General features: G+C 72.1%; 16 protein-coding genes and 1 pseudogene. 11 read left to right on the top strand and 6 right to left on the bottom strand.

Translation table 11 applies throughout. The features are described 5' to 3' along the window. Window positions 1-1,283: cation-translocating P-type ATPase (locus CIB93_RS28460; RefSeq protein WP_143660099.1), on the bottom strand; the 1,283-nt coding region annotated here is incomplete at its 3' end. A 103-nt stretch (window positions 1,284-1,386) separates the two neighbouring features. Beyond that, window positions 1,387-1,701 (bottom strand): heavy-metal-associated domain-containing protein, encoded by a 315-nt coding sequence (locus tag CIB93_RS28455; RefSeq protein WP_096630988.1) that lies wholly within the window; start codon window positions 1,699-1,701, stop codon window positions 1,387-1,389. Between the two features lie 360 nt (window positions 1,702-2,061). Here CIB93_RS28455 and CIB93_RS28450 point away from each other — a divergent pair. Further along, window positions 2,062-2,839, top strand: a pseudogene (locus CIB93_RS28450) (class I SAM-dependent methyltransferase). A 42-nt stretch (window positions 2,840-2,881) separates the two neighbouring features. On the opposite strand, the gene CIB93_RS28445 reads toward CIB93_RS28450, so the two are convergent. Beyond that, window positions 2,882-3,073 (bottom strand): AlpA family transcriptional regulator, encoded by a 192-nt coding sequence (locus CIB93_RS28445; RefSeq protein WP_010064909.1) that lies wholly within the window; start codon window positions 3,071-3,073, stop codon window positions 2,882-2,884. Between the two features lie 208 nt (window positions 3,074-3,281). Continuing rightward, window positions 3,282-4,208 carry a sugar phosphate isomerase/epimerase gene (locus tag CIB93_RS28440; protein ID WP_096630986.1) on the bottom strand — a complete coding sequence of 309 codons (927 nt, stop codon included), beginning with the start codon at window positions 4,206-4,208 and terminating at the stop codon, window positions 3,282-3,284. Window positions 4,209-4,341: 133 nt separating this feature from the next. Here CIB93_RS28440 and iolC point away from each other — a divergent pair, with 133 nt between their 5' ends. The 6 genes from iolC (at window position 4,342) to CIB93_RS28410 (ending at window position 11,595) form a co-directional block, all read left to right on the top strand. After that, entirely contained in the window at window positions 4,342-5,418 is a 1,077-nt protein-coding gene (gene iolC, locus CIB93_RS28435; protein WP_096630984.1) for a 5-dehydro-2-deoxygluconokinase, read from the top strand. Beyond that, window positions 5,415-6,302, top strand: a complete 888-nt coding sequence (locus CIB93_RS28430) for a deoxyribose-phosphate aldolase (RefSeq protein WP_096630982.1) — start codon at window positions 5,415-5,417, stop codon at window positions 6,300-6,302. The genes iolC and CIB93_RS28430 overlap by 4 nt, the downstream gene beginning before the upstream one ends. Before the next feature lie 63 nt (window positions 6,303-6,365). Beyond that, entirely contained in the window at window positions 6,366-7,289 is a 924-nt protein-coding gene (iolB, locus tag CIB93_RS28425; protein ID WP_096630981.1) for a 5-deoxy-glucuronate isomerase, read from the top strand. Next, the gene (gene iolD / locus CIB93_RS28420; protein ID WP_096630979.1) at window positions 7,286-9,298 is read left to right on the top strand and encodes a 3D-(3,5/4)-trihydroxycyclohexane-1,2-dione acylhydrolase (decyclizing); all 2,013 of its coding nucleotides are present in this window, start codon (window positions 7,286-7,288) and stop codon (window positions 9,296-9,298) included. Before iolB ends, iolD begins: the two co-directional genes overlap by 4 nt. Before the next feature lie 47 nt (window positions 9,299-9,345). Further along, complete coding sequence (locus CIB93_RS28415) at window positions 9,346-10,848, top strand: CoA-acylating methylmalonate-semialdehyde dehydrogenase (RefSeq protein ID WP_096630977.1); 1,503 nt, start codon at window positions 9,346-9,348, stop codon at window positions 10,846-10,848. A gap of 129 nt (window positions 10,849-10,977) precedes the next feature. Then, window positions 10,978-11,595: a DUF4291 domain-containing protein gene (locus CIB93_RS28410; RefSeq protein WP_096630975.1), complete on the top strand. Its 618-nt coding sequence runs from the start codon at window positions 10,978-10,980 to the stop codon at window positions 11,593-11,595. 33 nt (window positions 11,596-11,628) lie between these two features. On the opposite strand, the gene CIB93_RS28405 is transcribed toward CIB93_RS28410, so the two are convergent. Continuing rightward, complete coding sequence (locus CIB93_RS28405; RefSeq protein ID WP_096630973.1) at window positions 11,629-12,057, bottom strand: GNAT family N-acetyltransferase; 429 nt, start codon at window positions 12,055-12,057, stop codon at window positions 11,629-11,631. A 132-nt stretch (window positions 12,058-12,189) separates the two neighbouring features. Here CIB93_RS28405 and CIB93_RS28400 point away from each other — a divergent pair, with 132 nt between their 5' ends. The 4 genes from CIB93_RS28400 (at window position 12,190) to CIB93_RS28385 (ending at window position 18,444) form a co-directional block, all read left to right on the top strand. Further along, window positions 12,190-14,844, top strand: a complete 2,655-nt coding sequence (locus CIB93_RS28400) for an alpha/beta fold hydrolase (protein ID WP_179500278.1) — start codon at window positions 12,190-12,192, stop codon at window positions 14,842-14,844. Further along, window positions 14,841-15,743 (top strand): ABC transporter permease, encoded by a 903-nt coding sequence (locus CIB93_RS28395; RefSeq protein WP_096630971.1) that lies wholly within the window; start codon window positions 14,841-14,843, stop codon window positions 15,741-15,743. The genes CIB93_RS28400 and CIB93_RS28395 overlap by 4 nt, the downstream gene beginning before the upstream one ends. A gap of 138 nt (window positions 15,744-15,881) precedes the next feature. Beyond that, window positions 15,882-17,600 carry a VWA domain-containing protein gene (locus CIB93_RS28390; protein WP_096630969.1) on the top strand — a complete coding sequence of 573 codons (1,719 nt, stop codon included), beginning with the start codon at window positions 15,882-15,884 and terminating at the stop codon, window positions 17,598-17,600. Window positions 17,601-17,976: 376 nt separating this feature from the next. Further along, the gene (locus CIB93_RS28385; protein ID WP_096630992.1) at window positions 17,977-18,444 is read left to right on the top strand and encodes a DUF1772 domain-containing protein; all 468 of its coding nucleotides are present in this window, start codon (window positions 17,977-17,979) and stop codon (window positions 18,442-18,444) included. Window positions 18,445-18,734: 290 nt separating this feature from the next. On the opposite strand, the gene CIB93_RS28380 is transcribed toward CIB93_RS28385, so the two are convergent. After that, window positions 18,735-19,610 carry a peptidoglycan-binding protein gene (locus tag CIB93_RS28380; RefSeq protein WP_096630968.1) on the bottom strand — a complete coding sequence of 292 codons (876 nt, stop codon included), beginning with the start codon at window positions 19,608-19,610 and terminating at the stop codon, window positions 18,735-18,737. Between the last annotated feature and the right edge of the window lie 211 nt (window positions 19,611-19,821).

Below are 19,821 nucleotides of genomic sequence, written 5' to 3'. Positions count from 1 at the left end.
GCTTTGCCGTTCTGGGCGTCCTCCACCAGTTTCGCCATTCGGGCGAGCTGGGTGTCGGCTCCGACGCGGGTGGCCTCGACGACGAGCCGCCCGCCCGCGTTCAGCGTCGCACCGGTGACCGGATCGCCCACCGTGACGTCCACCGGCAGCGATTCGCCGGTGAGCATGGAGGCGTCGACGGCGGAGGAGCCCTCGATCACGGTTCCGTCGGTGGCGATCTTCTCCCCGGGGCGTACGACGAAATGGTCGCCGACGACGAGCGCGCTCGCCGGAATGCGTACCTCCGTACCGGCCCTGAGGGCGGTGACGTCCTTGGCGCCCAGGTGCATCAACGCCCGCAGCGCCGCCCCGGACTTCCGCTTCGCGCGGGCCTCCAGCCAGCGGCCCAGCAGGATGAACGTGATGACTCCGGCCGCCACCTCCAGGTAGATCGCGGAGGTGGCGTCGGCGCGCGAGACGGTGAAGTCGAAGCCGTGCCGCATACCGGGCATCCCGGCGTCGCCGAGGAACAGGGCCCACAGCGACCAGCCGAACGCGGCGAGCGTGCCGAGCGAGACCAGTGTGTCCATGGTGGCCGCGCCGTGCTTGGCGTTGGTCCAGGCGGCCCGGTGGAAGGGCAGGCCACCCCAGATGACGACGGGAGCGGCGAGGGTGAGGCTCAGCCACTGCCAGGAGTCGAACTGGAGGGCGGGGATCATGGCCAGCAGTACGACGGGGGCGGCGAGTGCGGCGGACACGACCAGGCGTTGCCTGAGGGAGGCCAGAGAGGCGTCCTGCTCGGCTTCGGCGGAAGGCGCGGCGGTGTCGGGGCCGGTGGCGGCGTGGGGCGGGAGGACGGGGTCGGCGCCCGTGCCCGTGCCTGCGCCTGTGTCCGCGCCTGTGCCTATGCCCGTGTCTGAGTCCGCGCCCGCGTCTGTGCCCGTGTCGCTGGTTGCGCGGCGGGCCGCCTCGGCGTCCGTCCGGGCGTCGGCCCCGGAGACGTACGGCTCCGGGGTGGACGGGGTGGGTGCCGGCGTCGGCGTTCTGCCCGGTGGCAGCGCGACGGGGCGCGCGGTGTAGCCGGTCTTCTCGACCGTCGCGACGAGATCCGCCAGCTCCAGTCCCTCCCCGTAGGTGACGCGGGCCTTCTCGGTCGCGTAATTCACCGTGGCGGTGACGCCGTCCATCCGGTTGAGCTTCTTCTCGACGCGGGCGGCGCACGAGGCGCAGGTCATCCCGCCGATCATGAGCTCGGCCTCGGAGGTGTCGGCGGCCGGGATACCGGCTGCTGCTGTGCTGGCCATGTCCGAACTCCTGGGTAACGCAGGTCGGGCCGTACCTCACCAGTATCGACTGGTGGGTCCGGCCCGACAGTGAGCGGGAGGTGCGGCTCGGGGGGAGCGGCCTTCAGACGGCCTGGCCGACGAGCTCGTACCCGGCCTCGTCTACGGCGGCGCGCACGGCCTCCTCGGCCAGCGGAGCCTTGGACTCCACCGTCACCCGGCCGGTGGAGGCGACGGCCTTGACCGAGGACACGCCCGCGATCTCGGAGATCTCCTCCGACACGGCGCCTTCGCAGTGGCCGCAGGTCATGCCCTTGACCTGGTACACCGTGGTGACCGAGTCGGACGCGATCTGCACGTCGGCCGCACCGTCGTGGCAGGACCCGGTGGGCGAGCAGCAGGAGCCGGTGGACTGGGGGGTCTCGGTCTCGGCGGTCATGACGTTCTCCTCTTCGCGAACACGCTTGGCGGTGTGGGGCGGGGCGCGGCAGCCCGCAGGGCTCCGGGAACCCCACTACCCCATGCTATACCCCGAGGGGGTATCAATGCACCCTGGTGGCGCTCTGCGCCGGTCGCGGGCGGAACCCGTTCGGAAAGAGCCCTCGGGTAGCCCGGGAACGGCCTCGGGGAGGGGGGTGTCGCGCCCGCCGGGCAGCGGGGCGGCAGGGGGCGCAGGTGGGTGCCGGTGTCGGCCGGGGGCGGCGTGAGGCACCCACTGGGGGAATCGGCAAAACATGTTGTGACCTGGGATTTCGCGAGGGGATGCGCGAGAATTCCCCCATCGGAAAAGGGGGGCCGGATGGACCGGAATGTACGCACGGCAGATGACGTCATGGTGCTGTTGGACGGGCTGTTCGCGCCGGAGGCCGACCGGTGGACGGCCGACGGGTCGTCCTGGTGGGACGACTTCTACGCGGACCGCTCGAAGACGGTGCCGTTCTTCGTGGACAAGCCCGACGAGAGCCTCGACGGGTATCTCCGCCGGGGGCTGATCGCCCCGGGCCGCGCGCTCGAACTCGGCTGCGGTCCCGGCCGCAACGCGCTCCACCTGGCCGCGCTCGGGTTCGACGTGGACGCGGTCGACCTCTCCCCGGCGGCGATCGCCTGGGCAGGGGAGCGGGCCGGGAGGAGGGCGGCAGAGCGGGCCGGGGAGGAAGCGGGGGGCGGTCAGGTTCCACTGCGGTGACGCGTTCGACCTGACGGCGGCGGGGGCCGCCCTGTCCGGCCCGTACGACCTGATCTACGACTCCGGTTGCTTCCACCACCTGCCGCCCCACCGCCGTATCGGCTATCTCTCCCTCCTGGAGCGCTGCCTCGCGCCGGGCGGACACTTCGCGCTCACCTGCTTCGCGGCGGGGGAGGGCGGGATGGGGTCCGAGCTCCCGGACGCGGAGCTCTACCGAACAGGAGGTCTCCAGGGCGGACTTGCCTATACGCCCGAGGCGCTGCGGAGCATCTTCGCTGATCTGGCGGAGGTCGAGCTGAGGCGTATGCGCGACGAAGCGCCCGACTCCCCGCGCTTCGGGGAGCCGTTCCTCTGGACGGCGCTGTTCCGCACAGCCGCCGCCCAGAGGTAGCGGGGAGAGGGGAAAGAGGGGAGAAGAAAGGGGAGGCGGGGTTCAGCGGCCCCGGTTGCGGGGGCGGGAGGCGACCCAGGCGCGGACGGTGTCTCCGTACCAGTACGGTTTTCCGTTCTTCACCTGGTCGGGCGGGGGCAGCAGTCCGTGCTTGCGATAGGAGCGGACGGTGTCCGGCTGGACCTGGATATGTGCGGCAATGTCCTTGTAGGACCAGAGTGTTCTGTCCGTCATCAGTGACACCTCTCTGCACTTCTCTGCTCTGCTGCGCTCCGCAGTGGCAGCCGTTGAGAGGCCGTCAAGGGGGAGCCGCGGAGCGCAAGCCGACGATCACTCAGCCTGTGCTCGGTTCAACGCCCCGGGCCGACAGGCGGGGTGGGGCTGTTGATCGCCTGTGACGGAAAAGCCGCGTAACGGAGATATGTGTGACGTTCCGGGGACGTCAGAGGGCGGAGCCGGGCGATCCGCAGGAGCGGAGGAACTCGCGGGTGCGGCGTGCGATGGGGAGCGGCTTGTCCGGGGGGCACGGGTACATGTCCTGCTCCACGATCGCGAACAGGTCGACGTCCAGGGCGCGCGCCGCGTCCAGGACCGGTTCCAGGGCGGGGACTCCGCCCGGTGGTTCGCACATCACCCCCCGGGCCACCGCCGGGCCGAACGGGACCTCCTCGGCCACCACGGCGGCCAGGATCTCCGGGTCGACCTGCTTGAGGTGGAGGTAGCCGATGCGCTCCCCGTAGGTCTCGATGAGCTTGACACTGTCGCCGCCGCAGTAGGCGTAGTGCCCGGTGTCCAGGCAGAGCGAGACCAGGGAGGGGTCGGTGGCGTCCAGGAAGCGGTTGACGTTCTCCTCGCTGTCGATGTGTGTGTCGGCGTGCGGGTGGACCACGATCCGCAGTCCGTAGTGCTCCCGGACCTCCCGGCCCAGCCGCTCGGTCTGCGAGGCCAGATCGCGCCACTGCGCGGGGGTGAGCGTCCGGTCCTCCAGTACCTCGCCCGTCTTGTCGTCGCGCCAGAAGGAGGGGATGACGACCAGGTGTTCGGCACCCATGGCCCGGGTCAGTGCGGCGATGTCCGCGACATGCGCCCAGGTCCGCTCCCAGACGTCGGGGCCGTGGTGCAATCCGGTGAAGACGGTGCCGGCGGAGACGGTCAGCCCCCGGCTGCCGGTCTCGTCGGCCAGCCGGGCAGGGTCGGTGGGCAGATAGCCGTACGGGCCGAGTTCGATCCACGCGTACCCGGCCTCGGCGACCTCGTCGAGGAAGCGCTGCCACGGCACCTGCCGCGGGTCGTCGGGGAACCACACTCCCCAGGAGTCGGGTGCCGAGCCGATACGGATACGGGCCGAAGAACGGGCGGAGGCGGTCATATCGCCCAGCCTCGGGGCCTGTGCGGAAGGGTGTCAAGAGTTCGTCCGAATGTCCGGACAAAATATTGACAGGGTTCCCGGGAGGCGACTAGACCTGGGGTCAGCCGGCCATCGGTGGGTCGAAGGGATGCGCATGCCTGAGCCGTACGACGTGATCACCATGGGGCGGATCGGGGTGGACCTCTACCCGCTGGAGATCGGGGTGCCGCTCGCCCGGGTCGAGACGTTCGGCAAGTTCCTCGGCGGTTCCCCCACGAACGTGGCGGTGGCGGCGGCCCGGCTGGGGCGGCGGACGGCGGTCATCACCCGTACGGGGGAGGACGCCTTCGGGGAGTATCTCCACCAGGAGCTCAGGGAGTTCGGGGTGGACGACCGATGGGTGACGGCGGTGGCGGAATATCCGACCCCGGTCACGTTCTGCGAGATCTTCCCGCCGGACGACTTCCCGCTCTACTTCTACCGGCAGCCCAAGGCGCCCGATCTGGAGATCCACGCGCCGGAACTCGACCTCGACGCGGTGCGCGATGCCCGGATCTTCTGGATGACGGGCACCGGGCTCAGCGCCGAGCCCAGCCGTTCCGCGACGCTGGCCGCCCTCCGGGCCCGTGGCGCCGGCAGTCCGCCGGGCCCGCCGCACATCGCGACCGTGTTCGACCTCGACTGGCGGCCCATGTTCTGGGAGGGCGGCGACGACAGTACGGAGGCGCCCGCGCGGTACCGGGAAGCGCTGGCCCACGCCACGGTCGCCGTCGGCAACGTCGACGAGTGCGCGATCGCGACCGGTGAGCGCGAACCGTACGCCGCCGCCCGTGCCCTGCTCGCGGCCGGGGTGGAGCTCGCCGTCGTCAAACAGGGCCCCGAGGGCGTGCTCGCCGTCCACCGTGACGGCACGGCCGCCGATTGCCCGCCGCTGCCGGTGGACGTGGTCAACGGCCTCGGCGCCGGGGACGCGTTCGGAGGCGCGCTCTGCCACGGGCTGCTCGCGGGGTGGCCGCTCGACCGCATCGTGCGGTACGCCAACGCGGCCGGGGCCATCGTCGCCTCCCGTCTCGCCTGTTCGCCCGCGATGCCCTTCCCGCACGAGGTCGAACAGGCCCTCGTGCCCGAGGCTTCCGGCCCCGAGGCTTCCGCCTCCGAGGTTCCGGGTCCCGTGATCTCCGGTTCCGAGGCTTCCGCCTCCGAGGCCCCCGCCACCGGAGCGGGCTCATGAGCGCTGCCGCGGTCTCCGTGTCCGAGCTCGTCCGGCTGCGTGCCGAGCGCCCCGAAGCGGTGGCCGAAGCCGCCGCGCGGCGGAAGCGGCGCCCTCTGCTCCGCACCACCGGCGACCGGTTGGTGATCATCGCGGCCGACCACCCCGCACGTGGCGCGCTCGCCGTCGGGGACCGGGCCCTGGCCATGGCCAACCGGTTCGAGCTGCTGGAGCGGCTCTGCCTCGCCCTCTCCCGCCCCGGCGTCGACGGTGTCCTGGCCTCCGCCGACGTCCTGGACGACCTGCTCCTCCTCGGCGCCTTGGAGGACAAGGTCGTCATGGGCTCGATGAACCGGGGCGGGCTGGCCGGCGCGGCGTTCGAGCTCGACGACCGGTTCACCGGCCACCGCCCCGAGGACCTGGTCCGCCACGGGTTCGACGCGGGGAAGCTGCTGCTGCGCATCGACCACGACGACCCCGGTTCGCTGGACACCCTGCACTCCGCCGCCCGGGCCATCGACGCCATGGCCGCGCGCCGGCTGCCCGTCTTCGTCGAGCCGTTCCTCTGCCGCCGCGTCGACGGCCGCCTCCGCAACGACCTCGGGGCCGCCGCCGTGGCGACCTCCATCGCCATCGCGTCGGGCCTCGCCGGGACGTCCGCGTACACCTGGCTGAAGGTCCCCGTCACCGAGAACCCCGACGACATGGGTCGGGTCATGGAGGCCTCCACGCTGCCCGCTGTCCTGCTCGGCGGCGAGGTCGGCGGCGATCCGGAAGCCGCGTACGAGAAGTGGCGCACCGCGCTGCGGCTGCCCACCGTGCGGGGCCTCGTCGTCGGGCGCTCGCTGCTCTACCCGGTCGGCGGGGACGTGGCGCGTGCCGTCGACACCGCCGTATCGCTCTGACCGGCGTATGGCTCTGACCGGCGTATCGCTCCAGACGGTTTCCGGACGGGTAGGGAGTCGGACATGACGACGCATCACCAGCACGAGCACCAGCACCAGCATCGGAACCAGCACCACCTGGTCTCCGGCAGCGCCGCGCACGGCCCGTACGCCCTCGATATCGATCCCGAGCGGGCCGGATGGGACCGGTCAAGCCTGCGGGTGCTGGAGCTGGAGCCCGGTGGAGTTCACACGCTCGTCACCGGCGGGAGCGAATGGATCGTCCTGCCGTTGACCGGCGGCTGTACGGTGCATACAGCAGGTGAGACTTTTGAACTGCTGGGCCGGGAAAGCGTGTTCAGCGGGGTTTCCGACTTCGCGTACGTACCCCGTGACGCCCAGGCACAGATCGCCTCCGGCGCTGGAGGCCGCTTCGCCCTGGCAGGAGCGAAGTGCGAGCGACGACTCCCCGCTCGCTACGGCCCCGCGCCGGAGGTACCCGTCGAGCTGCGCGGCTCCGGCACCTGCTCGCGCCAGGTGAACAACTTCGCCGCCGCCGACACCTTCGACTGCGACCGGCTGATCGCCGTGGAGGTCCTCACCCCCGGCGGCAACTGGTCCTCGTACCCGCCCCACAAGCACGACGAGCACGTCCCGGGCGAGGAGTGCGAGCTGGAGGAGATCTACTACTTCGAGGTCGAGGACGGCGGGCTCGGCTACCACCGGGTCTCCCCGTCGCGCGACGGCGGTACGGACGTCCTGGCCGAAGTCCGCAGCGGGGACGCCGTCCTCATCCCCGACGGCTGGCACGGCCCGTCCATCGCCCCGCCCGGCCGCACGCTGTACTACCTGAACGTGATGGCCGGGCCGGGGGAGGAACGCGCGTGGCTGATCCGCGACCATCCCGACCACCGCTGGATCCGCGACACCTGGCGAGACGAACCGATCGACGCCAGACTCCCGCTGTACACGGCGCATCCGTCGCCCGGCCCGGAGGTAACACCTTGAGCCCGACGAGTCCCGCGAACCGGCTCTGTCCCACCCGCCGTCTGACCACAGCTCAGGCCCTGGTCGCCTTCCTGGCCCGGCAGTACACCGAGCGCGACGGCCGCCGCCAGCGGCTCATCAGCGCCACCTGGGGCATCTTCGGCCACGGGAACGTCGCGGGCATCGGCCAGGCACTCGTGGAAGCGGGCGGCGGAAGCGGAAGCGGAGGCGGAAACGGGATCGGAAACGGGGCCGGGACCGGGATCGGGACCGGAAGCGGGATCGCGCACCGCATGCCGTACCTCCAGGGCCGCAACGAGCAGGCCATGGTGCACGCTGCCGTGGGGTACGCCCGTCAGTCCGGGCGGCTCTCGGCGCACGCGGTGACCACGTCCATCGGCCCGGGGGCCACCAACCTCGTCACCGGGGCCGCCCTCGCCACCATCAACCGCCTGCCCGTCCTGCTCCTCCCCGGCGACGCGTTCGCGACCCGGCCCGCCGACCCCGTACTCCAGCAGCTCGAAGTGCCGCACGCCGGAGACGTATCGGTCAACGACTGTCTGCGCCCCGTCTCACGCTACTTCGACCGGATCACCCGGCCCGAGGCGCTGATCCCGGCCGCCCTCCAGGCGATGCGGGTCCTCGCCGACCCCGCCGAGACCGGGGCGGTCACACTCGCGCTGCCGCAGGACGTCCAGGCGGAGGCCTACGACTGGCCGCAGGAGTTCTTCGCCGAGCGGGACTGGCACATCCGCAGGCCCGCCCCTGACGCGCTCGAACTGGAAGCGGCTGTTCGGGCGGTGCGCTCGGCCCGCCGCCCCCTGATCGTCGCGGGCGGCGGGGTCCGCCACAGCGCCGCCGAGGAGACCCTCGCCGCGTTCACCGCCGGGACCCGCATCCCGGTCGCCACCACGCAGGCCGGCAAGGGCGTACTGCGCCACGACCATCCGGCCGACGTCGGAGGCATCGGGCACACCGGCACCGCCACCGCCGACGAGCTGGCTCGCAGCGCCGACCTGGTGATCGGCATCGGCACCCGCTACACGGACTTCACCACCGCGTCCGGAACGCTCTTCGCGAACCCGAACGTCCGCTTCCTCAACCTCAACATCACCGGCTTCGACGCCCACAAGCTGGCCGCCCTCCCGCTCGTCGCCGACGCCCGCGCCGGTCTGGAGGCGCTCACGGCGGCGCTCGCCGGACGGCGGTACCGGGTCGATCCGGCGTACGAGACGGAGTACACCAGCGCGAAGGAGGCGTGGGAGGAGCGGGTCGAGGCATCCTTCGCCACCCCGGACCCCTCCGCGCGCCCCACCCAGACCCAGGTCCTCGGCCTCCTCGACACGCTCGTCACCGAGGACGACATCCTGATCAACGCGGCGGGCTCTCTCCCCGGCGATCTACACAAGCTCTGGCGGACCCGTTCCCGCGACCAGTACCACGTCGAGTACGGCTACTCCTGCATGGGCTACGAGATCCCGGCCGCGATCGGCGTCCTGCTCGCGACCGCCGCCCAGGCCCGCGCGGACCGGCCGGGCCGCCCTGTCTGGGCGCTCGTCGGCGACGGCACGTATCTGATGAACCCCACCGAGATCGTCACCGCCGTCCAGGAGGGACTGCCGCTGAAACTGCTGATCCTCCAGAACCACGGGTACGCCTCGATCGGTGGCCTCTCCGAGGCGGTCGGTGGCGAGCGCTTCGGCACGGCCTACCGCCACCGGGACGCCGACGGAGGCTTCACCGGCCCGCCCCTCCCCGTCGACCTCGCCGCCAACGCGGCCTCCCTCGGCATGCACGTGCTGCGCGCCACCACCGTTGACGACCTGCGCAAAGCCCTCGCAGAGGCCCGCGACGCGGAGGGCCCCACTTGTGTCTACGTCGAGACCGAAACGCCCGACACAGTGTCGGGCCCCCCTCCGGCACAGGCGTGGTGGGATGTTCCGGTAGCCGAAACCGCGAGCCGCCCGGCGGCGGTCAAGGCTCGGGAGGAGTACGGCCGGCAGGTCGCCGCCCGACGCCGCCACCTGTGAAACCACGCCTGCGCCTGCCTGAAGCCCGAAGCCTGAAGGAGTACGTCATGACGAAGACCGTCAACCACTGGATCGGCGGCAAGACAGTGGAGGGCACGTCGGGCCAGTACGGTCCCGTCACGGACCCGGCCACCGGCGCGGTCACCACGCGGGTGGCGCTCGCCTCGGTGGAGGAGGTGGACGCGGCGGTGGCCGCGGCGACGGCCGCCTACGCGACCTGGGGCACGTCCTCCCTCGCCCAGCGCACCACGGTCCTCTTCCGCTACCGCGCGCTGCTGGACGCCCACCGCGACGACATCGCCGCGCTGATCACCGCCGAGCACGGCAAGGTGCACTCGGACGCGCTGGGCGAGGTCGCCCGCGGCCTGGAGATCGTCGAGCTGGCGTGCGGGATCACCACGCAGCTCAAGGGCGAGCTGTCCACCCAGGTCTCCAACCGGGTCGACGTCTCCTCGATCCGCCAGTCGCTGGGCGTCGTCGCGGGCATCACCCCGTTCAACTTCCCGGCCATGGTGCCGATGTGGATGTTCCCGCTGGCGATCGCGTGCGGCAACACGTTCGTGCTGAAGCCCAGCGAGAAGGACCCGTCGGCCGCCAACCTGCTGGCCGAGCTGGCCTCGGAGGCCGGCCTTCCGGACGGTGTCCTGAACGTCGTCCACGGGGACAAGGTCGCGGTGGACGCCCTCCTCGCCCACCCCGACGTGGCGGCGGTCTCCTTCGTCGGCTCCACCCCCATCGCCCGCTACATCCACGCCACCGCCTCCGCCAACGGCAAGCGCGTCCAGGCGCTTGGCGGCGCGAAGAACCACATGCTGGTCCTCCCGGACGCGGACCTGGACGCGGCCGCCGACGCGGCGGTCTCGGCTGCGTACGGCTCCGCCGGTGAGCGCTGCATGGCGATCTCCGCCGTCGTCGCGGTCGGCGCGATCGGCGACGAGCTGGTCGCCAAGATCCGCGAGCGCGCCGAGAAGATCAAGATCGGCCCCGGCAACGACCCCGCCTCCGAGATGGGCCCCCTGATCACCGCCGCCCACCGTGACAAGGTCGCCTCCTACGTCACGGGCGCGGCCGCCCAGGGCGCGGAGGTCGTCCTCGACGGCACGGGCCACACGGTCGAGGGCTTCGAGGACGGCCACTGGATCGGCCTGTCCCTCCTGGACAAGGTCTCCACCGACTCCGACGCGTACAAGGACGAGATCTTCGGCCCGGTGCTGTGCGTGCTCCGCGTGGACACGTACGAGGACGGCGTCGCCCTGATGAACGCCTCCCCGTTCGGCAACGGCACCGCGATCTTCACGCGTGACGGCGGCGCGGCCCGCCGCTTCCAGCTGGAGGTCGAGGCGGGCATGGTCGGCGTCAACGTCCCGATCCCGGTCCCGGTGGGCTACCACTCCTTCGGCGGCTGGAAGGACTCGCTCTTCGGCGACCACCACATCTACGGCAACGACGGCGTGCACTTCTACACCCGCGGCAAGGTCGTCACCACCCGCTGGCCCGACCCGGCCGACGCCCCGGCAGGCGTCGACCTGGGCTTCCCGCGCAACCACTGAGGGCCGCCGCCCCGCTTCCCCCGGCCCTGGCCCCCGTCCGCGTTCGCTGCGGGCGGGGGCTTCGGGCGCGCCGGGCCACCGGCGGAAATCCGGGTGCCCTGATGTGTACGCGTCCCTCATCCTGGGCGTATGAACACCCAGCCCCTCCCGCCCCGTTACGAGATCCGCGCCCAGCACACCGCCTCGACCGTCACCGTCTACCAGGCGTACCGGCCCGGCATCGGGCTGCCCGCCGCACGGGACGGGCGGTTTCCCGCCGCCTGGAAGCGGGACCGGATGACCTGGATCAAGCCCAGCTTCCTGTGGATGATGTACCGCTGCGGCTGGGGCACCAAGGAGGGGCAGGAGGTCGTCCTCGCCGTCGAGATCGAGCGGAGCGGCCTGGAATGGGCCCTCGCGCACGCCGAACTCTCCCACTACGTACGCGATGTGCACCCCGACGAGAGGTCCTGGAAGCGGAGCCTGCGCACCGCCCCCGCCCGGGTCCAGTGGGACCCCGAGCGCGACCTGGACCTGAACCCGCTCCCGTACCGCTCCCTTCAGCTCGGGCTGAGCGGCGAGGCCGCCCGGCGGTACGCGGACGAGTGGACCGTGGCCGTCCGCGACGTCACCCCGCTCGCGCGCGAGGTGCACGCGGCGGTCCGGGCGGGGGAGCGGGAGCGGGCCGCCGCCCTGCTGCCGGTGGAGACACCGCTCGACCTGGCCGCGCCACGCCCCGTGCGGCCCGCCGGGGACATCGCGGTGTGAGCGGTGCGACGGGGTCACGTGTCCCCGCTCGCTCTACTCCGAGGCGTCCTCCCCCGCGAACTCCCACGTCAGCATCGCGAAGTCCCCGTCGTCCGCCGCCCCCGCCGCCCGGTACGTCGCCAGCGCCGCCTTGTTGTCGCGCTCCACGCCGACCCACAGGTCATAGCACCCGCGCTCCCGGGCGATGTCCACGAGCGCCCGCGTCAGGGCCGCGCCGATGCCCCGGCGGCGGAACGCCTCGTCGACGCCGAGTTCGTACAGGCACATCTCCGTGCCCTTGTCCGGGTGCAGCATCTCGATGCCCGAGACGAAGCCCGCCGGGACGCCGTCCACGTACGCGATCAGCATCAGATGGCCGTCCGCGGCGAGGAAGCGGGTGGCCCAGGTCTCACGGGGCGGGGTGTCGAAGAGGTGGCCGGCGGCGAGGAGTTCCGTGGCCGTCGTTGCGCGGCGAATGTCCACAATGGCCTCCCGAGGCGGAAATTCCGTACCGCATCCGGAGTACGGATGAGGTGCACCGTACCTCTCAGGGAGGCCGCACACCTCACCCTGGCGGCAGGCAAGCGGGTTGCGTCCGCCGACTAGGGTCGAGGGATGGAGACCCCTACTGCTCGATGGCGGCGCCTGCTGCCCCGCACCCCCGGCCGGTGGGCCGCGGCCGGCGCCGCGCTCGCCGTGCTCGTGGGCGGTGGCACCTTCAGCGCCGTCGCCGACGACGGCTCGCCCGCCGTGCAGCGCGAGGACCGGACGCTGCGGATGGACGGGGTGCCGGTCGACACCTCGTACTTCTACGGAGAAGGGTCCGGCAAGCGGCCCGCCGTGCTCATCGGGCACGGCTTCGGCGGCAGCAAGGACGACGTACGGGCCCAGGCCGAGAAGCTGGCCGCCGACGGGTACGCGGTGCTGACCTGGTCCGCGCGCGGCTTCGGGAAGTCCGGCGGGAAGATCTCCCTCAACGACCCGGAGCACGAGGTCAGGGATGTCTCCCGGCTCATCGACTGGCTGGCCGGGCGGCCCGAGGTCGAGCTCGACGGGAAGGGCGACCCGCGGGTCGGCCTCACCGGAGCCTCCTACGGCGGGGCCGTGTCCCTGCTGGCCGCCGGGCACGACGAGCGCGTCGACGCCATCGCGCCGGTGATCACCTACTGGAACCTCGCCGACGCCCTCTTCCCCGAAGGGGTTTTCAAGAAGCTCTGGGCCGGGATCTTCATCACCACCGGCGGCGGCTGCGAGAAGTTCGAGCAGCGACTCTGCGAGATGTACGAGCGGGTCGCCGTCAGCGGCAAGCCCGACGCCGAGGCGGTGAAGCTGCTCGCAGAGCGGTCGCCGTCCGCCGTCGCCGACCGCATCAACGTTCCCTCGCTCCTCCTCCAGGGGCAGTCCGACTCCCTCTTCCCGCTCGGCCACGCCGACGCCATGCAGAAGGCCATCAGCGCCAACGGCGCGCCCGTCTCCGTCGACTGGATCTCCGGCGGGCACGACGGCGGCGACAGCGAGACGAGCCGCGTCGAGGGGCGCGTCGGGGCCTGGTTCGACCGGTATCTGAAGGAGGAGAGCGGCACCGACACCGGGCCCGCCTTCCGGGTCACCCGGACCGGAGGCCTCGACTCCACCGACGGCGCCGCCCTGTTGCGCGGGGCGAGCAGCGACACCTACCCCGGGCTGCGCAGCGGCGGCCGCGACCTCGCGCTCGGCGGTGGGACGAAGACCTTCCGCAACCCGGCCGGCTCCTCGCCGCCCGCCATCTCCGCCGTGCCGGGCATCGGCGGCGGACTCGCCCAGCTCTCCTCCCTCGGCGTCGGGCTCTCGCTCGACTTCCCCGGGCAGTTCGGCCGCTTCGAGTCCGCCCCGCTCGACACCTCCGTACGCGTCACCGGCACACCGACCGTCAAAGTCAACGTGACGGCGAGCGGCGGCCGGGACGCGGTGCTCTTCGGCAAGGTGTACGACGTGTCGCCGGACGGCAGGCAGCAGGTGCTGCCCCACCAGCTCGTCGCCCCCTACCGGATCACCCCCGACCAGCAGGGCAAGCCCCTCGAACTGGCCCTGCCCGCCGTGGACCACGAGTTCGACGCCGGACACCGGCTGCGGCTGGTGTTCTCCGCGACCGACCTCGGCTACGCGTCCCCGGCCGAGCCCGCCACGTACACCGTGACCGCCGACGGCCCGCTGACCATCCCCACCGCGCCCGCCGTGCGGACCGCGGCCGCCGCGCCCCCGTGGTGGACCTGGGGCCTTCCCGCCGCCGCCCTCGTCATCGCGGCCGGTCTGCTGCTCACGGCCCGCCGCCGCACCGCGACGCCCGCGCCGGACCCCGAACTCGCCGAGGTACCGCTCCAGATCACCGGGCTCTCGAAGAAGTACGCGAAGTCCGTCGACCGGTACGCCGTGCGCGAGCTGTCCTTCCGCGTCGAGAAGGGGCAGGTGCTCGGGCTGCTGGGGCCCAACGGCGCGGGCAAGACGACGACCCTGCGCATGCTCATGGGGCTCATCAGCCCCGACGAGGGCGAGATCCGCGTCTTCGGGCAGGCCATCAGGCCCGGCGCACCCGTGCTCTCCCGGGTCGGGGCGTTCGTGGAGGGGGCCGGGTTCCTGCCGCACCTCTCCGGGCGCGCCAACCTCGACCTGTACTGGCAGGCCACCGGCCGCCCCGCCGAGGACGCCCGCATCGACGAGGCCCTGGAGATCGCCGGACTCGGAGACGCGCTGGCCCGTGCCGTACGGACGTACTCCCAGGGCATGCGGCAGCGGCTCGCCATCGCGCAGGCCATGCTCGGCATGCCGGACCTGCTCATCCTCGACGAGCCGACCAACGGGCTCGACCCGCCGCAGATCCGTGAGATGCGGGACGTGATGATCCGTTACGCGGCCGGGGGCCGGACCGTCATCGTCTCCAGCCACCTGCTCTCCGAGGTCGAGCAGTCCTGCACCCACCTGGTCGTCATGGACCGGGGCCGGCTCGTCCAGGCGGGTCCGGTCGCCGAGATCACCGGCTCCGGCGACATGCTCCTGGTGAGCGTGGCGGAGGAGGTGTCCGAGCCGCTGGCGGAGAAGGTCGCCGCCCTGCCCGGCATCGGCTCCGCCGTCCGCACCGACGACGGGCGCGGACTCCTCGTCCGCCTCGACGGGGCCACCACCTCACGGCTCGTCGCCGACCTCGTCCGGCTCGACGTCCCGGTCACCGGCGTCGGACCACACCGCCGCCTGGAGGACGCCTTCCTCACCCTGATCTCCGGAGGAGCAGCATGAGCGCCCCCGTCCAGCCTCCCGAGTCCCGGGTGGAGACCGAGCACCCGGAGGCCGCGGGCTACCGCGCCGGGCGCACCCTCCCCCTCCGCGTCGAGGCCATGCGGCAGTTGCGCAGGCGCCGCACCCTGCTCATGGGCGGGGTGCTCGCCGCCCTCCCGTTCATCCTGATCATCGCCTTCGCGATCGGCGGCACACCGGACGGCGAGGGCGGCGGCCGGGGCGGCAACCGGATCAACCTGATGGACGTGGCGACCGAGTCGGCCGCGAACTTCGCCGCTACCTCACTGTTCGTCTCGGCCGGGTTCCTGCTGGTGATCCCGGTGGCCCTGTTCTGCGGGGACACCGTCGCCTCCGAGGCGAGCTGGTCCTCGCTGCGCTATCTGCTCGCCGCGCCGGTGCCGCGTGTGCGGCTGCTGTGGAGCAAGTTGGTCGTGGCGCTGGGCTTCAGCCTGGCCGCGATGGTGCTGCTGCCGGTCGTCGCGTTGGCGGCGGGCACGGCGGCCTACGGGTGGGGCCCGCTGAAACTGCCCACCGGGGGAGCGCTGGCGGCCGGGGACACCGTGCCGCGCCTCGCGCTCGTCGTGGCGTTCATCTTCGTCTCCCAACTGGTCACCGCCGGGCTGGCGTTCTGGCTGTCCACGAAGACGGACGCGCCGCTCGGCGCGGTCGGCGGCGCGGTCTTCCTCACGATTCTCGGCAATGTGCTCGACGCGATCACCGCACTCGGCTCCTGGCGCGACTTCCTGCCCGCGCACTGGCAGTTCGCCTGGGCCGACGCGCTTCAGCCGCAACTGGAGTGGGGCGGCATGATCAAGGGCACGGCCGTATCAGTGACCTATGCCCTGATCCTGTTCGCGTTGGCCTTCCGCGGGTTCAGCCGTAAGGACATCGTGTCCTGAACCTGATGTTCCGCCGGTCGCCCGCCCGCTGTTGCCGCATCGAGATGGTTCCGCAACGCTTTCGTCGACTCCGCCCGGGGGCCCCGTACGTCACATTCACAGATGTCGAGGACATCGTGACAACGTGGGGGGCTAGGAATGAACCAGGCCAATCGGCTCGGACCGCACAGTCAGCGGCGCGGGAAGCGGGCAAGGGCAGGCGCGGGGGCGGGGACAGGGGGCCGGACGGCGGTCGGGCGGACCGGAGTCCTCGCGCTCCTGCTGGCGGGCGGCGTGCTGCTCACGGCCTGCGGCGGCACCGGAGACAGCGGGGCCACCGCCGACCGCAGCTCCGCCGCCCGCAAAGGGCCGGGGGCGACCGGTGGACAGCCCGCGCCCGATGCGGCCGCGCCCGCACAGGGGGTCCGGGAGAGCGAGGAGGGCCGGGCGCAGCCGGACCCGGCCGAGCCCGACTATCTCTCCACCTTCGCCCTGGACGTGGACACCGCGAGCTATGGCTACGCGCGCCGCACCCTCGGCGACGGCAAGCTGCCCGCACCCCAGGACGTACGGCCCGAGGAGTTCGTCAACAGCTTCCGCCAGGGGTACGAACGGCCCGCGGGCAACGGCTTCTCGGTGACCGTCGACGGGGCGCGCATCGACGCCCTGAAGGGCGGAGGCGAGGGCGGGGGAGGAGGCGGGGGTGGCGGAACCGGAGCCTCCGACTGGTCGCTGCTTCGAGTCGGGCTGGCCACGAGGACTGCCCCGCCGGCCAGTGAACGGCCGCCCGCAGCGTTGACGTTCGTCGTCGACATCTCGGGCTCCATGGCCGAGGTCGGCCGCCTCGACCTGGTCAGGAAGTCCCTCACGGTCCTCACCGACGAGCTGCGCGACGACGATTCCATCTCCCTGGTCACCTTCAGCAATGAGGCCGAGACCCGGCTCCCGATGACTCGTATCAAGGACAACCGGAACCGGATCAAGAGCGCGGTGGCGGAGCTGAGGCCGGCACGGTCCACCAACGCCGAAGCGGGCATCACCCTCGGCTACGAGGAGTCCGTCGAGGGCCACCGCGAGGGCGCCACCAACCGAGTCGTGCTGCTGTCCGACGCGCTGGCCAACACCGGCGACACCAAGGCCGAGAACATCCTGGAGAAGATCGACTCGGCCCGCCGCGAGTACGGCATCACCCTCTTCGGCGTCGGGGTCGGCAGCGACTACGGCGACGCGTTCATGGAGCAGCTCACCAACAAGGGCGACGGGAACACCACGTACGTCGGTGACGACGAGCAGGCCCGCAAGGTCTTCGTCGACCAGCTGCCCGCCCACCTCGAAATCCGGGCGCGGGACGCCAAGGCCCAGGTGGCGTTCGACCCGAAGACGGTGCGGCAGTTCCGGCTGATCGGCTACGAGAACCGCAAGGTCGCCGACGAGGACTTCCGGAACGACAGCGTCGACGGCGGCGAGGTCGGCCCCGGCCACACGGTGACCGCTCTGTACGCCGTACGCCTGCGCGCGGGCACGTCCGGCACAGTCGCCAGGGCCACCGTGCGCTGGCTCGACCCCAAGACCCGCAAGGCCCACGAGAAGACCGGCACCGTACGGACCGACGCGATCGGCGGCCCCCTGTGGGGCGGCGACACCGACCGGCTCCAAGTGGCAGCCGTGGCTGCCTTCTTCGCGGACAACCTGCGCAACGGCGACCTCCCCGGGGCGCCCGGGCTCGGAGCACTCGCGTCCCGGGCGGCCCAACTGGCGGAGACGACCGAGGACAGCTCCGTACGGAAGCTGGCCACGGCCATCGGCCAGGCGAACCGGCTCAAGGGCGGACCGGGCACGGACAAGGGACCGGAACCGACCGAGGGCGAGATCGACTGAGGGCGGGATCGACCGAGCGGGGCGGGAGCTGTGTCGTGGCCCTGGTCGGCCGGTCTGGTCGACCAGGGCCACGAGTCAGTCCGCCGGCCAGTCAGTCTTGCGCGTTCCGGTCAGCTGCAACGCGTACGTGTGAGGGGTGGACGCAGATCTCCTCACGAGGCGGAGGCGGGACGGTGAGCCGGGTGGTCACGCGGCCCGGCGGTTCGCCCGAGTACCAGCTCCTCGCGCAGGACGAGCCGCACCGGCCAACTGGACCGCCAACTGGCCAACTGCGGCGTCACGTCACACCAGGAGGGAGCGGAGAAGGGCGTGCGTCCGCGCGGAGGTGTTCGTACGGTCATCCGGTGAATGGCCGTACGCACCGGAGTTCCGCGTCATGATGTCCGCCATGACCTCCCTGCTCCTGGCGCTCTCCGTGATCGTCAACGGCCTCTACGCGGGTTTCATGCTGACCTTCCTGGTCGCGATCATGCCCGGCCTCGCAGAACTGACGGACCAACAGTTCACGGCTGCCATGCGCCGTTTCAACGAGAAGGTTCCCGGGCCCGTCTTCCTCGTCCTGTTCCTGAGCGTGGTCGCCCTGCCCGCCGCCGCGTTCTTCACCGGCCTGGGCGAGCACGACGAGGTGGCGGGGCCCGCCATCGTGGCCGCCCTGGTCTGCGCGGTCGCCGGCCATGTGGTGACCATCGCCGGGAACGTCCCGCTCAACAACGCCCTCGCCGCGTCCGAGGGCGGCGACGACAGTGCGGCGCGCGCGGCCTTCGAGCCCCGCTGGAACACCCTCCACCAGGTCCGCACCGCGTTCGCGCTGGCGGCGTGCGCCCTGCTGACCGCGGCCCTGTAGGGCGTCATCCCCGACCGGCCTCCGCGCGCCAGGGGTGACGGGGGCCGAGGGGCGCCCGGGCCGCCGTGCGTCCCGCGCCGGCCGCTCGGCGCAGGCGTCCGCCCCGGCCGGATTCTCGTTCCACGGCGGGCCCGCGAACGCTCGTGCGTACGCGTCGTGGATGCCGTCGGTGTACCGGGGCAGTCCTCCGGCCGTGACCGTCCGTACCTCTACCGTCATCGCACCGCTCCTCGGAGGCAGACAGTCAGTCGCCGGGTCACCCGCACGTGGGTGGCCTCCGGCCTCCAGCGTCACACGTTGGGGACCTTCAGCCGGTCCCAGCTGGTCCTGCCGGGGATGCCGTCCGCGTCGCCGCCCGTGTAGCCCAGCTTGCGCTGCCAGGCGGCGTACGACCGCCGGTCGGCCTCGGACCACGCTGGGCCGGGACCCACCGTGTACCGGCCGCAGCCCTCGGCGACCAGGCGCTTTCCCATCGCTGTGACGATCGGGCTGTTGCGGCCGACCTTGAAGAACGCGGCCCCCGGGTACGGCTCGTACCTCGGTCTCGGCGGCGGCTTGGAGGGGCCGTCCGGGGCGCCGCCGAGCCGCTTGCCGATTCTCGTGCGCATCGAGTTCATCGTGAACCCGCGCGGGTCGATCTTGCCCGGCTGCCACTCCAGGTGCCCGATCACCGACCGCTGCGTCCAGCCGTGGGCCCGGCAGACGGCGGCGGCGGCCCGCTCGATCGCCAGCAGCTGGGCGGCGGGCCACGGGTCCTTCCCGTCGCCGAGGTTGATGCACTCGAAGCCGTAGAAATACCTGTTGCCGTCGGTGTTGGCCTCGTTGTCGGGGGGCAGCGCCTTCTCCGCGATGACGGCACGCAGTACGTCGTCGTCGCCGAGTCCGGCGTGGTTGGCGCGGCCGTTGCCCACGAGGTGGACGGACCCGTCCTTGGCGATGACGCCGTGGCAGAGCGGGCCGGGCAGGGCGGAGTGGCCGTTGTAGCAGAGCTCGACGGAGGACGTCGTGCCCGAGGTGACGGTGTGATGGATCATCACCCCGTGCGTCGGACCCCAGGGGCCCTTGTGGTTGCGGTTGTTGGTACGCCAGCTCCGGTGTTCGACGACGTGGAGGCCTTCGTCGCGGAGGGCTTTGAGCAGCTTGTCGGCGGACAGCGGCGTCGCCATCGTGGCGCTCCTTTCCCAGCGGCTGCGTGGGGTCAAGCGGGTGTGTGGGTTCACACGGGCGGTCGGTGTGCGGGCGGTTCGATGTGCGGGCGGTTCGTCGTGCGCGGTTCGGTGTCCGCGGTCCGTTGTGCGTGCGGCGGGGCCGACGGCCCCCCGGGGGGGAGAGAGCACGGGAAGTTGCGCAGGTGCGCCGGTTGATGCGGCCGTCGGG

It is taken from the genome of Streptomyces sp. WZ.A104 (assembly GCF_002382885.1).
GTDB lineage: Bacteria > Actinomycetota > Actinomycetes > Streptomycetales > Streptomycetaceae > Streptomyces.
This window is presented reverse-complemented; position numbering and strand designations above follow the sequence as displayed.